We start from the raw sequence: 17157 nt of genomic DNA, 5'->3' as shown, positions 1-17157 counted from the left end.
CTGTGATTTGAGACAAGAAGTCCTGGGGAATTTTTAATGCGTCTGCACCTGTTCAAGGCAATACCGTTCGTTCTCGCCGCCAGTTTCGTACAAGCCCAGACACTGCCCCAAGCCATGCAACAGGCATTGGATGTACACCCGGAAATCCAGGCGGGGGTAAACAGCCGTATCGCCGCCGATTACCAATTGCGCGCCGCCCAGGGTGGTTACCTGCCGCGTGTCGATTTGAACGCCGGTTACGGTCGTCAAGGGACTGACAACGCCACCACCCGCGCCAATAATCCCAGCGGCAACCACTGGGATACGCTCAACCGCGGTGAATCCAGCCTGCGCCTGCAGCAAATGATTTTTGACGGTTTCGCTACCTCCAGCGAAGTCGGGCGTCAACAAGCCAACGTTAATTCCCGCGCCTATTCCTTGCTCGGCACTTCCGAGCGCACAGCGCTGACCGTTGCCCAGGTTTACCTGGAAGTGCTGACCCGTCGTGAGTTCGTGCGCCTGGCTGAAGACAACCTGCGCAACCACGAACGCATCTACGATCAAATCAAGTTGCGCACCCAGCGCGGCGTCGGCAACGGTGCCGACCAGGACCAGGCCGAAGCGCGTCTGGCCCAGGCCCGCAACAACTTGATCACCGAGCAAACCAACCTGGCCGACGCGCAGGTCAACTACCTCAGCGCTGTGGGCCAGATGCCCGACCAACTCGAGCGCCCCGCCCCGTTCATGGCCATGCTGCCGGCAGACCTGAACGAAGCCCGTCGCCAGATGCTCGACAACAGCCCGGTCCTGCGTTCGGCCGAGTCGGATATCTCCGCCGCCGAGAAGCAGTACGAAGCCGCCAAGTCCACCTTCTACCCGCGCTTCGATGCTGAGCTTGGCACCAACGCCGACAACAACGTTTCCGGTGATCCCAACCACAGCAACGGCTGGGAAGCCATGGTACGCATGCGCTTCAACCTGTTTGCCGGTGGCAGCAACAAGGCTGACCTGCAATCGAAGTCGTACCAGGCCAACCAGGCCCTGGATATTCGCAACAACGCCTTGCGCCAACTCAATGAAGAGCTAGGCTTGGCCTGGAACGCCTTGAGTAACGCCAACTCGCAATTGCCGGTCGCTCAGCAGTACGTGGATCACAGCACCCGCGTACGCACGTCCTACCAGCAACAATTCAGCCTTGGTCAACGGACCCTGCTGGATTTGCTCGACAGCGAGAATGAATTGTTCACCGCTTCCCGCCGCCTGGAAGAAATCAAGAACATTCAGTTATTTACTCAGTACCGAATCAAGGCGACCATGGGCGAATTGCTCAAGAGCCAGGGAGTGGTCGCACCGATGGCCTCCGTCGTGCAGAACGACGTGAAACCTAAAGTCCAACTGCCTGGGATGAATTGAGCCACCCCAATAGCCCCATCTGTTAGTCGAGAGTGCACCGCGTGGAATCTGAAATCGGTCGAGTTCATCTCAGTCATGATCCACGCGCATTGCACGACGACCCGTTGCTCGACGGGTTGTTGGCGCTCTGCGCCCTGCATCAGAAACCCGCCAGCGCGGCCATGCTCACCACCGGCCTGCCGCTGCCCTCGCAACGCTTGAGTGCCGAACTGCTGCCGCGTGCTGCTGCGCGGGCCGGGCTGCAGGGCCGGCTGTTGCAACGCAAGCTGGATCAGATCCCGACAATTGCATTGCCGGCCCTGTTGTTGCTCAAGGACGGGCGCAGTACCGTGCTGGTGGGTTGGCAGGGCGACGATGAAGCGCGAATCCTGCTCGGCGAAAGTGACGGCGGCGAGGTGCTGATCAAGCGCGAAGCCTTGGCCGACGATTACATCGGCAAGGTCTTCTTCGCTCAGCCGCAACACAAATTCGACGTCAACCACGGCAGCCTGATTCCACGGGCGCGTTCGTGGTTCCGTGACACCCTCATGCGTTCGCGCTGGCTCTACACCGACGCCATCGCCGCCAGCTTCCTGATCAACATCATCGCCATGGCCGCGCCGCTGTTCGTGATGAACGTGTACGACCGCGTCGTACCGAACCAGGCCACCGCCACCCTGTGGGTGCTGGCTGTGGGCATCTGCGGCGCGTACCTGTTCGACCTGATCCTCAAAAGCCTGCGCAGTCTGTGCCTGGACCTGGCCGGTAAAAAAACCGACCTGATCATCTCGGCCACGCTGTTCGAACGCATCGTCGGCATGTCCATGAAATACCGTCCGGCGCGCGTCGGCAGCTTCGCCCAGAACATCCATGAGTTTCAAAGCCTGCGCGATTTTCTCGCGTCGCTGACCCTCACCAGCCTGATCGACCTGCCGTTCACGCTGTTGATCTTTATGGTGATCGCCATCCTCGGCGGGCACCTGGTGTGGATCCCGGTGCTGGCGTTCCCGCTTGCCCTGGGCATCGGTTACGCCCTGCAAAAGCCCTTGGTAGCCACCATGGAACGCACCATGGCCCTGGCCGCTGAGCGCCAGTCGAGCCTGATCGAAACCCTCGCCGGGCTCGACGCGGTCAAGGTCAACAACGCCGAGAGCGAGCGCCAGTATGGCTGGGAGCAGACCATCGGCACCCTGAGTCGGCTTGAGCTGCGGGTGAAGTTGCTGTCGGGTCTGTCGATGAACATGACCCTGCTGATCCAGCAATTGGCCGGCGTGATCATGATCGTGTTCGGCGTGTACCAGATCATCGAAGGCAACCTGAGCATGGGCGGGCTGATTGCCTGCTACATGCTCAGTGGCCGCGCCTTGAGCCCGCTGGCTTCGCTGTCAGGCTTGCTCACGCGCTACCAGCAAGCCAAGGTCACCATGACCTCGGTGGACCAGATGATGGAGCTGCCTCAAGAGCGCAATTTCGAAGAGCGCCCCATGAGCCGCCGTACCCTGCAAGGCGCCATCGAATGCCGGGGCCTGAACTTCACTTATCCCAACCAACAGAACCTGGCCCTGAAGAACATCAACCTGGTGATCAAGCCAGGCGAAAAAATCGGCATTATCGGCCGCAGTGGTTCGGGCAAAAGCTCCCTGGCCAAACTGATCGTCGGCCTGTACCAACCCGACTCCGGCGCGCTGCTGGTGGACGGCGTGGACGTGCGCCAGATCGACGTCAGCGAGTTGCGCCATAACATCGGCTACGTCGCTCAGGACATCCAGTTGCTCGCCGGCACGCTGCGCGACAACCTGGTCAGCGGTGCGCGCTACGTCGAAGACGAAATGGTGCTGCAAGCCGCCGAACTGGCCGGTGTTCACGAATTCGCCCGTCTGCACCCCCAGGGCTACGAGCTGCAAGTGGGCGAGCGTGGGCAGAACCTCTCCGGCGGCCAGCGTCAGAACGTCGCCCTGGCCCGCGCATTGTTGCTCAACCCGCCGATCCTGCTGCTGGACGAACCCACCAGCGCCATGGACAACACCGGTGAAGAACGCTTGAAACAACGCCTGCAAGCCGTGGTGCAAAACAAAACCGTGGTGCTGGTCACGCACCGAGCCTCACTGCTCTCGCTGGTGGACCGCCTGCTGGTGGTCGACCGTGGGCAGATTCTCGCGGACGGCCCGAAAGCCGTGGTCATGGAAGCGTTGAAGAAGGGGCAAATCAGTGTTGCTTAAGTCCATCAAGAGTGCGGTCGGCCGCTATTTCAAAGGTACCGACTCGCTGCAGGGCCAGCCTCTGCCCGAGGTCAACAAAGCGCTGATCGAAGATGCCCCACGCGTCATTCGCCTGACCATCTGGGCGATCATCGGGTTCTTCGTGTTCCTGGTGGTGTGGGCGGGTTTCTCAGAGATCGACGAAGTGACCCGTGGCGACGGCAAGGCGATTCCGTCGTCCAAATTGCAGAAAATCCAGAACCTGGAAGGCGGTATCGTTGCCGAGCTGTACGTCAAGGAAGGCCAGATCGTAGAAGCCGGCGCGCCGCTGATTCGCCTCGACGACACCCGGTTTGTTTCCAACGCCGGGGAAACCGAAGCCTTGCGCCTGGCCATGCAACTGCGCGTCGAACGCCTGAGTGCGCAAGTGGATGATCGCCCGCTGAACATCCCCGACGACGTGCTCAAGGCCGCGCCGAGCCAGGCTGCCAACGAGCGCTCCTTGTATGAGAGCCGACGCCAGCAGTTGAAAGACGAGGTCGGCGGCTTGCAGGAACAACTGGTACAGCGTCAGCAGGAACTGCGCGAATTCACCTCCAAGCAGGGTCAGTACCGCAGCCAGTTGTCCCTGCAGCGCCAGGAAATCAACATGTCCGAGCCGCTGGTGGCCCAAGGCGCGGTATCGCCGGTGGAAGTGCTGCGCCTCAAGCGCGCCGAAATGGAAACCCGCGGCCAACTGGACGCCACCACCCTGGCGATCCCCCGTGCTGAATCGGCGATCAAGGAAGTGCAACGCAAGATCGATGAAACCCGCGGCAAATTCCGCAGTGAAGCCCTGACCCAGCTCAACGAGGCCCGCACTGAGCTGAACAAGGCCGAGTCCACCGGCCGCGCCCTGGAAGACCGCGTCAGCCGTACCCTGGTCACCTCGCCGGTGCGCGGGATCGTCAAGCAGTTGCTGGTCAATACCGTTGGCGGTGTGATCCAGCCGGGCAGCGACATGGTCGAAATCGTACCGCTGAACGACACCCTGCTGGTAGAAGCCAAGATCCGCCCGCAAGACATCGCGTTCCTGCACCCGGGGCAAGAAGCGGTGGTCAAATTCACCGCCTACGACTACACCATCTACGGCGGGCTCAAGGCCAAACTCGAACGCATCGGTGCCGACACCATCACCGATGAAGACAAGAAAACCACCTACTACATGATCACTCTGCGCACCGACCGCAGCCATCTGGGCACCGATGAGAAGCCGTTGCTGATCATCCCCGGCATGGTTGCCTCGGTGGATATCATCACCGGTAAGAAGAGCATCCTCAGCTACCTGCTCAAGCCGATCATTAAGGCGCGGGCCGAGGCGTTGCACGAGCGTTAATCTTCAGCGCCTGTACCGACCTCATCGCAGGCAAGCCAGCTCCCACATTTGAATGTGTTCACACATCAAAATGTGGGAGCTGGCTTGCCCCCGATGAGGCCATCAGCATCCCCCAGCACCTCAAACCAAACGCCATATCGATATGCCTTAACAGTATTTAAACTTCCATTCTTATACCTATAAATTCACTCCCCTGTCCGCCGGGAGTGAATCCAATGTCCGCCACCGCTGCTGCCCCCACCACCACCCAAACCTTCGACATCCGCCCCTTTCCCGGCAGCGTCGGCGCCGAGATCATTGGCCTGGACCTATCCCGCCCGGTCAACGACCAGGACTTCGCCCGTATCCACCGCGCCCACCTGGATCACCACGTCGTGGTGTTTCGCGACCAACGCATCACCCCCGAACAACAGATCGCCTTCAGCCGCCGTTTCGGTGTGCTGCAGATCCACGTGCTCAAACAGTTTCTGCTGGCCAACCACCCGCAAATCCTGATCGTCTCCAACATTATCGAGAACGGCCAATCCATCGGCCTGGGTGATGCGGGCAAGTTCTGGCACTCGGACCTGTCGTACAAGGAGCTGCCCAGCCTGGGCTCGATGCTGCACGCCCAGGAACTGCCTGCCGAAGGCGGCGACACCCTGTTCGCCGATATGCACAAAGCCTGGGAGCAACTGCCCGAGCACCTGCGCAAAGCCGTCGAAGGCCGCAGTGCCGCGCACTCCTACACGGCGCGCTACAGCGAAACCAAATTCGAAGGCAACTGGCGCCCCACCCTCACCCCTGAGCAACTCGCCCAGGTTGCCGAAGTGGTGCACCCCGTGGTGCGCACCCACCCGGAAAGCGGCCGCAAAGCGCTGTTTGTCAGCGAAGGCTTCACCACCCGTATCGTCGGCCTGCCTGATGATGAAAGCCATGACCTGCTGACCCAGCTCTATGCCCACAGCGTGCTGCCGGAAAACATCTACCGCCACCAGTGGCAGCCCCACGACCTGGTGTTTTGGGACAACCGCTCGCTGATCCACCTCGCCGCCGGTTGCCCGAGCCACCTGCGCCGCAAGTTGTACCGCACCACCATCCAGGGCGATGCGCCTTTCTGAAGCCTTATCGCAAGAGAGATGAAATGAACGCGCCCTTGCAAGGCCACGCGGCCAGCAGCTTGAACACCGCCGAGCCACTCTTGGCCGTGGATAACGTCAGCCTCGAATACCGCACCCCCGAGCGTGTTGTGCGGGCTACCCACCAGGTCAGTTTCGAGATCGACCCGGCCGACCGCTACGTATTGCTCGGCCCGTCGGGCTGCGGCAAATCCACCTTGCTCAAGTCCATCGCCGGCTTTATCAAACCCTGCGAAGGCGAGATTCGCCTTTTGGGGCAGAAGGTCGAACAGCCTGGCCCGGATCGCATCGTGGTGTTCCAGGAGTTCGACCAGTTACCGCCATGGAAAACCGTCAAACAGAACGTGATGTTCCCGCTGCTGGCCTCCAGGACCCTGAAGCGCCGCGAGGCCGAAGAACGTGCACTGCATTACCTCGATAAAGTCGGGCTGAGTGCCTTTGCCGACGCCTACCCCCACACCCTTTCCGGCGGCATGAAAGCTCGCGTGGCGATTGCCCGGGCCCTGGCCATGCAGCCGAAAATCCTGCTGATGGACGAACCCTTCGCTGCCCTCGATGCGCTTACGCGGCGCAAGATGCAAGAGGAACTGCTGCTGTTGTGGGAGGAAGTGCGTTTTACCCTGTTGTTCGTCACGCACTCCATTGAGGAGGCGTTGGTGGTGGGCAATCGCATCCTGTTGCTGTCACCCCACCCTGGGCGGGTGCGCGCCGAAATCCATAGTCATCAATACGACCTGCACAGCCTCGGCGGTGTGGAATTCCAGGCGTCGGCGCGGCGCATTCATCGCCTGCTGTTCGATGAAGCGCCCGCGGCCGAACGCGAGTTGGGCTTCGCTGATATTCGCATCGCTTATTGAAGGGGCCGACGTATGCGCCAGGAATTTGAAGTAACTCTCGAGCCATTGCTCAGCGTCCCGGTAGAGCGCGAGCTGCCGTTTCGCCAACGTCTGTGGCAACACGGCTGGCTGCGCAAGGGCCTGATCCTGATCGTGCTCGCCATCATTTGGGAAGCGGTCGCCCGCTACCAGAACAATGACCTGCTGTTGCCGAGCTTCTTGCAGACTTTCCAGGCGCTGTTCGATGGCCTGCGCAGCGGTGAATTGCTCAGCAAAGTCAGTATCTCGCTGGCGGTGCTGCTCAAGGGTTATCTGATCGGCATCGTACTGGCGTTTGCCTTGACCACGCTGGCGGTGTCGACCCAATTGGGCCGCGACCTGCTCAGTACGTTGACCTCGATGTTCAACCCGCTGCCGGCCATCGCATTGCTGCCGTTGGCGCTGCTGTGGTTCGGCCTGGGGCAGAACAGCCTGATCTTCGTGCTGGTGCATTCGGTGTTATGGGCTCTGGCGCTCAACACCTATTCGGGCTTTCTCGGCGTGTCCGAAACCCTGCGCATGGCCGGGCGCAACTACGGCCTCAAAGGTATGCGGTTTGTGCTGTTCATCCTGATCCCGGCGGCGCTGCCGTCGATCCTGGCCGGGCTCAAGATCGGTTGGGCCTTTGCCTGGCGTACGCTGATCGCCGCCGAGTTGGTGTTCGGCGCCACCAGCGGCAAGGGCGGCTTGGGTTGGTACATCTTCCAGAACCGTAATGAGCTGTACACCGACAAGGTATTTGCTGGCCTGGCTGTGGTGATCCTGATTGGCTTGCTGGTAGAAAACCTGGTGTTCAACACCTTCGAGCGGCTGACGGTGAAACGCTGGGGCATGCAACGCTGAACCGTTGATCCCTGCTACGATTGCGCCCAGTTCACTCCCCACAGATCACGAGTGCCTGGCATGCAATTACCCGACATGAACCTGTTGGTCGCCCTCGACGCGTTGCTCGACGAGGGCAGTGTGGTGGGCGCTGCCCGGCGCATGAACCTCAGCCCGGCGGCCATGAGCCGTACCCTCACGCGTATCCGTGAAGCGGTCGGTGACCCGATCCTGGTACGTGCCGGCCGCGGCCTGGTGCCGACGCCCAAAGCGCTTGAGCTGCAAGGCCAGGTGCGTAATGTGGTGGAGCAGGCGGCGTTGCTGTTCCGCTCGGCCGATCAAGTGGACTTGAGTACCTTGCGCCGCCGCTTCAGCGTGCGCGCCAATGACTTTTTTATCGGGGTGTATGGTGGGCGGCTGTTCGACACCATGGAGCGCGTAGCGCCGCTGTGCGAGCTGCGCTTTGTGCCCGAAGGCGACACCGACGACGAAGCGCTGCGCGAAGGGCGGCTGGACCTGCGCGTGAGCAACACCATGCCGGTCAGCCCCGAAGTGAAGGTGCAGAACCTGTTCTCCACCACCTTCGTCGGCCTGGCGCGACAGGATCACCCGCTGTTCGACGAAGAAATCACCGCCGCACGCTTTGCCGGCTACTCCCACATCAGCATCTCGCGCCGCGGCATCGCCCGCGGGCCGATCGATACGGCGCTAAACGAGCAGGGCCTGGAGCGTCGCGTGGCGATGATCGCGCCAGGTTTTCACGGCGCCATGTTCATGTTGCCCGAATCCGACCTGATCATGCCGGTGCCCAAGGAAGCGCTTTTGAGCGCCAAGCGCCTGAAGCTGCCACTGCGTGCATTCCCGCTGCCGATCTCGTTGCCAACACTGGTGCTGGCCCAATCCTGGCATCCACGCTTCGACAAAGACCCGGCACACAAGTGGCTGCGCGAAACCATGCGCGAGAGCTGCCACGCCACCTGGCTAGAAGCCCAACCCACCTGAACACCTCAAACCATGCACAATAAAATGTGGAGGGGGCTTGCCCCCGATTGCAGTGTGACAGTCACTTGATGTGAACCTGATATATCGCCATCGGGGGCAAGCCCCCTCCCACATTTTTGATTTTGTAGCGTTTACTGGATTGCGCCTGGCGCACTTATAACCTTCCAGCAAGTAACTTTTTGTCATGCTATAGCCTGATTAAACTGCTCAGGTATTTCTCATTCCGAGTTACCTGTTCATGACATCCCTCGCTGCCCCCTCTTTTCAGGCCGCAGCCAAACCCGTTGCCCCGGCCCCGCCGGTGTTCGGCCCGCGCATTATCATCGGCCTGGTCGGCGTACTGTTGGCAGTGCTGGTGTCCGGTCTCAACGAGATGGTCACCAAGGTCGCCCTCGCCGATATCCGCGGTGCGCTGTACATCGGTTTTGATGAAGGCACCTGGCTGGTCGCCGCCTACACCGCCACTTCCGTGGCAGCTATGGCGTTTGCGCCGTGGTGTTCGGTGACGTTTTCTCTGCGCCGTTTCACGCTGTGCGCCATCGGCTTGTTCACCGTGCTGGGCATTCTCTGCCCGTTCGCACCCAACTACGAAAGCCTGTTGCTGCTGCGTACCGTGCAAGGCTTGGCCGGTGGCGCGCTGCCGCCGATGCTGATGACCGTGGCGCTGCGTTTCTTGCCGGCCAACGTCAAGTTGTACGGGTTGGCCGGTTACGCACTGACCGCCACCTTCGGCCCGAGCCTGGGCACCCCGCTGGCGGCGTTGTGGACCGAATACGTTGGTTGGCAGTGGGCGTTCTGGCAAATCGTCGCACCGTGCCTGCTGGCGATGGTCGCCGTGGCCTATGGCATACCGCAGGACCCGCTACGCCTGGAGCGCTTCAAACAGTTCAACTGGCGCGGCCTGCTGCTGGGCTTTCCGGCGATCTGCATGTTGGTGATCGGGCTGTTGCAGGGCAATCGCCTGGACTGGTTCGAGTCAGGGCTGATCACCTTCCTGCTGTGTGGCGGCACATTGTTGCTGGTGTTGTTCATGCTCAACGAATGGTCACAACCGCTGCCATTTTTCAACTTGCAGATGCTCGGCCTGCGCAACCTGGCGTTCGCCCTGATCGTGCTGGCAGGCGTGCTGATGGTACTGACCTCGGTGATCATCATCCCGTCCAGTTTCCTGGCCCAGGTTCAGGGTTACCGGCCGCTGCAAACTGCGCCAGTGATGCTGCTGATGGCGTTGCCACAATTGATCGCCTTGCCGCTGGTGGCGGCGCTGTGCAACCTGCGCTGGGTCGATTGCCGCTGGGTGCTGGGGATTGGCCTTGGCATGTTGGTGCTGTGCTGCATCGGCAGCTCGCACCTGACCTCGGCGTGGATCCGCGATGATTTTTATGGCTGGTACCTGCTGCAGACTTTCGGCCAGCCGATGGCCGTGTTGCCGCTGCTGATGTTGTCTACCGGCAGTATTCAACCCATTGAAGGGCCTTTCGCTTCGGCCTGGTTCAATACGGTCAAGGGCCTGGCTGCGGTAATCGCCACGGCGGTGCTGGATACATTGACCACCCAGCGTGGGCACTTCCATTCAACCATGTTGGTGGACCGCCTCGGCAATTCGCCCCTGGCCGACTCTGACGCGCCGGGCCTCGCCCACCGCTTGCACGAGCAGACCGTGGTGCTGACTTCTTCGGATCTTTACGTCGTCATGGCCGGTGTCGCGGTGGCGTTGATCCTGCTGATTTTCTGGATGCCCACGCGGATCTATCCGCCTCGCGCTCCGGCCTGACCTCAAGGACTTTCCATGAAACGCAAAGACAAAATTGCCGTCTCCGTTATTGCTGTATTTGCCGTCGGCGTGCTGGTTTACCTGGTTGCGCCGGGCGTACTGGGCAGCAAGCACCAGACCACCAACGACGCCTTCGTCGCCGCCGACTTCACCCTGGTTGCGCCGCGGGTGGCGGGTTTCATCAAGGAAGTACTGGTAGAGGACAACCAGCGTGTCAAAGCCGGACAACTGCTGGCGTTGATCGACGACCGCGATTTTCGCGCCGCCGCCCAGGCCGCCGATGCCGACACCCTGGTCGCCCAGGCCCAGCTGAAAAACGCCAGCGCGACCCTGGAGCGTCAAAGCTCGGTGATCGCCCAGGCCCAGGCTACGGTGGCAGCGGATCGTGCCGAAGTGGCCTTTGCCGAACACGAACTGAACCGCTACAACCACCTCGCCGGCGTCGGTGCGGGCACCGTGCAGAACGCCCAGCAAGCCAAGACACGCATCGACCAGGCCACCGCGCGCCTGGCCAAATCCACCGCAGTGCTGGCCGCCGAACGCAAGCAGGTCGAGATCCTCACCGCACAGCGTGACGCTGCCGAAGGCGGGCTCAAGCGCGCCCAGGCAGCGCTTGAAATGGCCAGTTATCAGCTGTCCTACACACGTATTGTCGCGCCGGTCGATGGCATGGTCGGTGAGCGTGCGGTGCGGGTCGGCGCCTATGTGACGCCGGGCAGCAAGATCCTCGCGGTCGTGCCGCTGGCCGAGGCCTATGTAGTGGCCAACTTCCAGGAGACCCAACTGTCGCATATGCACGCGGGGCAAGCGGTGCAGGTGCGCGTCGACAGCCTTGACGGCGAACTGCTCAAGGGCCATCTGGAAAGCCTGGCGCCGGCCACGGGCGTGACCTTTGCCTCGGTCAAGCCGGACAACGCCACCGGCAACTTCACCAAGGTGGTGCAGCGTATTCCAGTGAAGATAGTGCTTGAGCCGAACCAGCCACTGACCGAGCGCCTGCGCGTCGGCATGTCGGTGGAAGCCAGCGTCGACACCCGCCCGGTTGCGCAACAGCGTGAGGTGGCCCAGCAATGAAACACCTCGCCTGGCTCACCTTGAGCCTGATCAGCCTGAGTGCCTGCACGGTCGGCCCGGACTTCCAGCGGCCCCAGGGCTCGCAGATCAATCAGTGGAGCGAACCCCAGGGCCGCAAGGCCGCCAGCCGCGCCGTCAGCGACCCCTTGCAGGAACGCTGGTGGGACGTGTTCCACGATGAGCAGCTCTCGGCCCTTACGCGCCGCGCCCTCAACGATAACCTCGACCTGAAGCTGGCCAGCAGCCGCCTGCAACAAAGCCGCGCCATCCGCCAGGTGACTACGGCCGAGCGCTACCCCAACGTCGATGCCGGCGGCGCCTACCAGCGCAAGCGCAACAGCGGCAAAGGCTTGAACGATCCCTCCGGCGAGAATGGTCGCTCGGCCTTCAACCAATGGGACATGGGCTTCTCGGCCTCTTGGGAGCTGGATTTTTGGGGCCGGGTCAAGCGTGAAACCGAGGCCGCCGACGCCACCCTGGAAGTCGCCGAAAACGACCGCCGCGCCGTGCTGTTGTCGGTACTGGCCGAGACCGCCCAGGACTACATCCAACTGCGCGGCGTACAAAATACCCGCGCCGTGACCGAGCAAAACCTCGACGTCGCGCGCCACAGCCTCAAGCTCTCGCAACTGCGTCTGGCCGACGGCGTCGCGACCGACCTGGACGTGGCCGAAGCCGCCGCTCAAGTCGCGGCTATCGAGGCGCGCCTGCCGGATTTACAACAGCGCCAGGACCAATTGATCAACGCCCTTAGCCTGCTGATGGGCGAGCCACCCCAGGCCCTGCACGCGCAGCTGTCCAAGGATGCACCTGTGCCGCAAACCCAGCGCCAGGTCGCGATCGGCTTGCCATCGGAGCTGGCTGAACGGCGCCCAGACATCCGTCAGGCAGAAGCTCGCTTGCACGCCGCCACTGCCAGCATCGGCGTGGCCAAGGGCGATTTCTACCCGCGCATTACCCTGTCCGGCAGCCTCGGCTCCCAAGCCCTGCAACTGTCGGACCTCGGTTCCTGGGGTTCCCGTGCCTTTGCCTTCGGCCCGCAATTGAGCCTGCCGCTGTTCAACGGCGGGCGCCTGCAAGGCATGGTGGATTTACGTGAAGCCCAGCAACAGGAAGCGGCGCTGGCCTACCAGCAAACCGTGCTACGCGCCTGGCATGAAATCGATGATCAACTGTCCCGCTACAACGCCAGCCAACTGCGTCGCGACAGCCTGGCCGAAGCAGTGCGCCAGAACCAGATCGCACTGACCACTGCGCAACATCAGTACGTCGAAGGCGTGGCGGATTTCGTCAACGTACTCACCGTGCAAAGCGCATTGCTGGCGACGCAGGAGCAGTGGGTGGAAAGCTCCACCGGCGTGTCGTTGGCCATGGTCGGCTTGTACAAGGCGCTGGGAGGCGGGTGGGAGTCGGTGTACCCGTTGCAGACCGCTGGGCGCTGAGCGAGAAAGAGTTTTTGTCAGTCGCCAAATAAGATGTAATGATAATTGCTCTCAATAACACTTCTGAGCTTTTCATGGGCATCGCGACTGACGGCCAGCAACAGCTTCACATCCTGTACCGCGACCATCATGGCTGGCTGCAAGGCTGGTTGCGCAAGCGCCTGGGCGACCGGGAACAGGCCGCCGATGTGGCGCAGGACACCTTCCTGCGCCTGCTGGTGGCCGGGCGCTTCCCGGGTGACAAAGAAAGCCGCAGCTACTTGGCGCAGATCGCCCGCAACCTGGTGATCGACCAATGGCGCCGCCTGCGCATCGAGCGTGCGTACCTGGAAAGCATCGCGCACCTGCCCGAGCCCGAGTCGCCTTCCCTGGAAACCCGCGCACTGATCCTCGAAACCCTGATGCAGATCGACGCCATGCTCGACCGCATGCCCGACAATGTACGCCGTGCGTTTTTACTTTCGCAGTTCGAAGGCTTGAGCTATGCGCAAATCGCCGAACGCCTGGGCGTCACCGTCAGCTCGGTGCAGAAGTACATGACCCGCGCCATTGTCGCCTGCTACCAGGTGGTGTACGAAGAATGAAACACGACGCGCCTATCGCCCACGCGATTGTCGAGCAAGCCAGCGAGTGGTTGATGCTGCAATGGGGCGACGAGCTCAAGGGCGAGCAGCGCCAGGCGTTTGCCCGCTGGCAGGCCGCTGACCCGGAACACCGCCGCGCCTGGCAGCGCTTGCAGCAGCTGCAACACACCCTGGGCGGCGTACCTGCCGACAGCGCTCGCGCAGTATTGCGCGACACCCCGGATACCCAACGCCGGGCCGCGCTCAAACTGCTCGGCCTGCTGTTGGTGGCCGGTGGCAGCGGCTACCTGGTGCAACGCAGTGAAACCTGGCAAGCGGCCTTTGCAGAGCTGCGTACCGCCACGGGCGAAATTCGCCATATGACCTTGAGCGACGGCACGCAACTGGACCTTAACAGTGACAGCGCCGTAGACCTGCGTTTCAGTGCTACCGAGCGGCGTATTCGGCTGATCCGAGGCGAGGTCCTGCTGACCAGCGGCCACGACGCCTCGCGCCCGTTGATCGTCGAAACGCCTGCCGGTGATGTGCAGGCGTTGGGCACGCGCTTTGCGGTGCGTGAACTGCCCGACGGCAGCCGCGTGGATTTGTACGAAGGTCGCCTGCGGGTCACGCCGTTGCAGGGTGCGCCGGTGCATATGCAGGCAGGGGACAGCCTGTGGTTCAACGCGCGTCAAAGCACCGCGTTGCCGGCAGTGAGCGCCAATGCCGGCAGTTGGACCGAGCACCGTCTGGTTGCCGAGCGCCAGCCGTTGGGTGAGTTCGTGGCGCAACTGAGCCGCTACCGCCCGGGCCTGTTGCGCTGTGATCAGGCGGTGTCAAAGCTGCTGTTGACCGGCGTGTTCCCGCTGAACGACACCGACGCGATCCTGGCGGCCTTGGAGCGTTCATTGCCCGTGCACGTGCAGGCGGTGACCCGTTACTGGGTAACGATCAAGGCGCGGGTCTGAAAATACTTTGTACAGGGCTTGTCGGTTTCTGCGGCCCGTTCGGGATACCTCTTGAAAGCCAATCAAGAAGCGTTCTCACGGGGAGTCCTGCCATGTCGCACCACCCAATCCAACCTTTGGCCCGCGCGCTGCGTCGTGGCCTGTTTGCCGGCCTGCTGGCAACGGCGCCTGTACTGCCGAGCATGGTTCAAGCCGAAGAAAGCACCGAAGCGCTGCGCAGCTATGACATTCCCGCGGGCAGCCTCGACCAGGCGTTGAACCGTTTCGCCAGTGCCTCAGGCATCTTGCTGTCGGTTGACGCATCGCTCACCGACGGCAAGCGCAGCGCCGGCTTGAAAGGGCGTTACGGCGTAGGTTCGGGGTTGCAGCGCTTGCTGGCGGGCAGCGGTTTGGCGGCGGTGCAATCCCAGGGCGGTTGGTCGTTGCAGGCCCTTTCCGGCGACGGAGCCTTGCAGTTGGGCGCGACCCAGATAAGTGGCCGGCAGGAGCAGGAAAGCGCCTGGGGCCCGGTGGACGGTATTGTCGCCAAGCGCAGCGCCTCGGGCAGCAAGACCGACTCGGCGCTGGTAGAAATTCCCCAGACGATCAACGTGATCACCGCCGCCGAGATCAAGGCACGTGGCGCCCAGAGTGTCACCCAGGCGTTGCTCTACACCCCAGGTATGAGCGCGGGTGGTTTTGCCGACCGAGTCAAATTGTTCGATGAGCCGACGTCACGCGGCTTCTCGCCCACGCCGCTGTACCTGGACGGTCTGCACCTGCCTTATGGCGGAGGCAGCACCGGGGGCGCGTTGCAGATCGAACCGTATTCCCTGGAACGCATCGAAGTGCTCAAAGGCCCGGCGTCCGTGCTTTACGGCCAGAACCAGCCGGGCGGTATCGTCAATATGGTCAGCAAGCGCCCCAGCGAAACGCCGATACACCAAGTGGTACTGGAAGCCGGCACCTACGAACACAAAAGCGCGGCCATCGACCTGAGCGGCCCGTTGGACGAGGAGGGGCAGTTTCTCTACCGCCTGACTGGCCTGGCGAATGACGCGCAAGACGAAATCAACTACGTCGAAAACAAGCGCCAGTTCATCGCCCCCAGCCTCACCTGGCGCCCCAACGACGACACCAGCCTGACCCTGTTCGCCCAGTACCAGAAAGATAAAGGCGTGCCCGAAGCCCAAGGCCTGCCGGCGTCCGGCACGCTGTGGGACAACCCCAACGGCAAGATCAAGCGCGATGTGTTTATCGGCGAGCCGGGCGTCAACCAGTACAACCGCGAGCAATACGTGCTGGGTTACGAAGTTTCCCATCGCCTCAACGACATCTGGACCCTTAAGCAAAACGCCCGTTACGCCGAGGTCGACGACCGCTACACCGCGCCCTTGCACGGCTACCGCTTTGTCGCCAACCCCAATACCGGCGTGCAGGACCAACGCTACCTGCAACGCTTCGGCGTGGACTGGTCGCAGACCAACAAAGTGTTCGGCGTGGACAGCATCGCCCAGGCTGAATTCGACACGGGCGCACTGTCCCACACCTTCATCGTTGGCCTGGACTACTACCATTCCAACTCGCAGTTCCATGGCCTGTATGACCGCAACCCGCCGATCATCGACCTGTTCAAACCGGTGTACGGCCAGCCCTTGAACTTCGGCCAACCGTACCGCTGGGACCGCACCATTACCCAGACCGGCCTGTATCTGCAGGACCAGATCAAGCTGGATAAATGGGTGCTGGTACTCGGTGGCCGCTATGACTGGGCGAATGTGGTGAACAAGGAGCCGATACAGGACACCCGCTTTGCCAGCAAAGACCAGGCATTCACCGGCCGTGCGGGCCTGGTGTACCTGTTCGATAACGGCGTATCGCCCTTCGTCAGTTATTCGGAATCCTTCCTGCCGCTGGCCGGCACTGATGCGAACCGAAAACCCTTCGAACCCTCCACCGGCAAACAGTACGAAGTCGGCGTGAAGTTCCAGCCGCCGGGCCAGAAGAGCTTCATCCAGGCCTCTGTTTATCAACTGGATCAGGAAAACGTGCTGACCACCAACCCGGTGGACACCACCTTCAGCACCCAAAGCGGCGCCCTGCGCTCGCGAGGTGTTGAACTGGAAGCCAAGGCCGTCTTGAGTGATGCCTGGGACGTGGTCGCCTCGGCTGCGCGCAATGACGTCAAATACACCAAGGACAACGATGGCCGCCAAGGTCGCCACCCGGCCGGCATCTCCCCACTCACCGCCTCGATGTGGGTCAACTACACCGTGCTCGGCGACACGCCCTTGGCGGGGCTGGGTGCAGGGCTTGGCGTGCGTTACGCCCGTCAAAGCCTGGGCGACTACTACGAAGGCGCCTTCAACGTGCCGTCCTACAGTGTCTACGATGCAAGCCTAAGCTACGACCTGGGCGCCTCGCCGCTCAAGCTCAAGGGCGTGAAGCTGGCGATGAACGTGCAGAACCTCAGCAACAAGACCTACGTCTCGCAGTGCACCAGTGATCTGGATTGCTACTACGGGGAAGGACGCACGGTGGTGTCGAGCCTGACCTACGATTGGTAACTTAGCGTTTAGGTGATATTTGCTGCGGC

General features: G+C 61.9%; 13 protein-coding genes. All 13 read left to right on the top strand.

Going from position 1 to position 17157, the window contains the following annotated elements:
- The first annotated feature begins 36 nt into the window (after positions 1 to 36).
- A complete protein-coding gene (locus tag JFT63_RS18810; RefSeq protein WP_057702303.1) occupies positions 37 to 1392 on the top strand; it encodes a TolC family outer membrane protein in 1356 nt (451 codons plus the stop codon).
- A gap of 41 nt (positions 1393 to 1433) precedes the next feature.
- Positions 1434 to 3590, top strand: coding sequence for a type I secretion system permease/ATPase (locus JFT63_RS18805; protein WP_198844506.1), 2157 nt, complete (start codon positions 1434 to 1436; stop codon positions 3588 to 3590).
- The gene (locus JFT63_RS18800; RefSeq protein WP_057702304.1) at positions 3580 to 4944 is read left to right on the top strand and encodes an HlyD family type I secretion periplasmic adaptor subunit; all 1365 of its coding nucleotides are present in this window, start codon (positions 3580 to 3582) and stop codon (positions 4942 to 4944) included. The genes JFT63_RS18805 and JFT63_RS18800 overlap by 11 nt, the downstream gene beginning before the upstream one ends.
- Positions 4945 to 5159: 215 nt before the next feature.
- Entirely contained in the window at positions 5160 to 6044 is an 885-nt protein-coding gene (locus JFT63_RS18795) for a TauD/TfdA dioxygenase family protein (protein ID WP_057702305.1), read from the top strand.
- A gap of 23 nt (positions 6045 to 6067) precedes the next feature.
- Positions 6068 to 6919, top strand: a complete 852-nt coding sequence (locus tag JFT63_RS18790; RefSeq protein WP_057702306.1) for an ABC transporter ATP-binding protein — start codon at positions 6068 to 6070, stop codon at positions 6917 to 6919.
- Between the two features lie 12 nt (positions 6920 to 6931).
- On the top strand, positions 6932 to 7780 hold the full coding sequence (locus tag JFT63_RS18785) for an ABC transporter permease (protein ID WP_057702307.1): 849 nt from the start codon (positions 6932 to 6934) through the stop codon (positions 7778 to 7780).
- Positions 7781 to 7840: 60 nt separating this feature from the next.
- Positions 7841 to 8761: a LysR family transcriptional regulator gene (locus JFT63_RS18780; protein ID WP_057702308.1), complete on the top strand. Its 921-nt coding sequence runs from the start codon at positions 7841 to 7843 to the stop codon at positions 8759 to 8761.
- Positions 8762 to 8999: 238 nt separating this feature from the next.
- Complete coding sequence (locus JFT63_RS18775) at positions 9000 to 10535, top strand: MFS transporter (protein ID WP_198844505.1); 1536 nt, start codon at positions 9000 to 9002, stop codon at positions 10533 to 10535.
- A 15-nt stretch (positions 10536 to 10550) separates the two neighbouring features.
- On the top strand, positions 10551 to 11609 hold the full coding sequence (locus JFT63_RS18770) for an HlyD family secretion protein (protein WP_198844504.1): 1059 nt from the start codon (positions 10551 to 10553) through the stop codon (positions 11607 to 11609).
- A complete protein-coding gene (locus JFT63_RS18765) occupies positions 11606 to 13051 on the top strand; it encodes an efflux transporter outer membrane subunit (protein ID WP_198844503.1) in 1446 nt (481 codons plus the stop codon). The genes JFT63_RS18770 and JFT63_RS18765 overlap by 4 nt, the downstream gene beginning before the upstream one ends.
- Before the next feature lie 74 nt (positions 13052 to 13125).
- Positions 13126 to 13635 (top strand): sigma-70 family RNA polymerase sigma factor, encoded by a 510-nt coding sequence (locus JFT63_RS18760; RefSeq protein ID WP_019819531.1) that lies wholly within the window; start codon positions 13126 to 13128, stop codon positions 13633 to 13635.
- Positions 13632 to 14582 (top strand): FecR domain-containing protein, encoded by a 951-nt coding sequence (locus JFT63_RS18755; protein WP_186562574.1) that lies wholly within the window; start codon positions 13632 to 13634, stop codon positions 14580 to 14582. The genes JFT63_RS18760 and JFT63_RS18755 overlap by 4 nt, the downstream gene beginning before the upstream one ends.
- 92 nt (positions 14583 to 14674) lie before the next feature.
- The gene (locus tag JFT63_RS18750; RefSeq protein WP_054922436.1) at positions 14675 to 17128 is read left to right on the top strand and encodes a TonB-dependent siderophore receptor; all 2454 of its coding nucleotides are present in this window, start codon (positions 14675 to 14677) and stop codon (positions 17126 to 17128) included.
- Positions 17129 to 17157: the final 29 nt, after the last annotated feature.

The organism is Pseudomonas sp. MF7453 (assembly GCF_016405455.1).
Taxonomy (GTDB): domain Bacteria; phylum Pseudomonadota; class Gammaproteobacteria; order Pseudomonadales; family Pseudomonadaceae; genus Aquipseudomonas; species Aquipseudomonas paralactis.
Note: the sequence above shows the minus strand (reverse complement) of the source record. Positions and strands in the feature narration are given on the sequence as shown.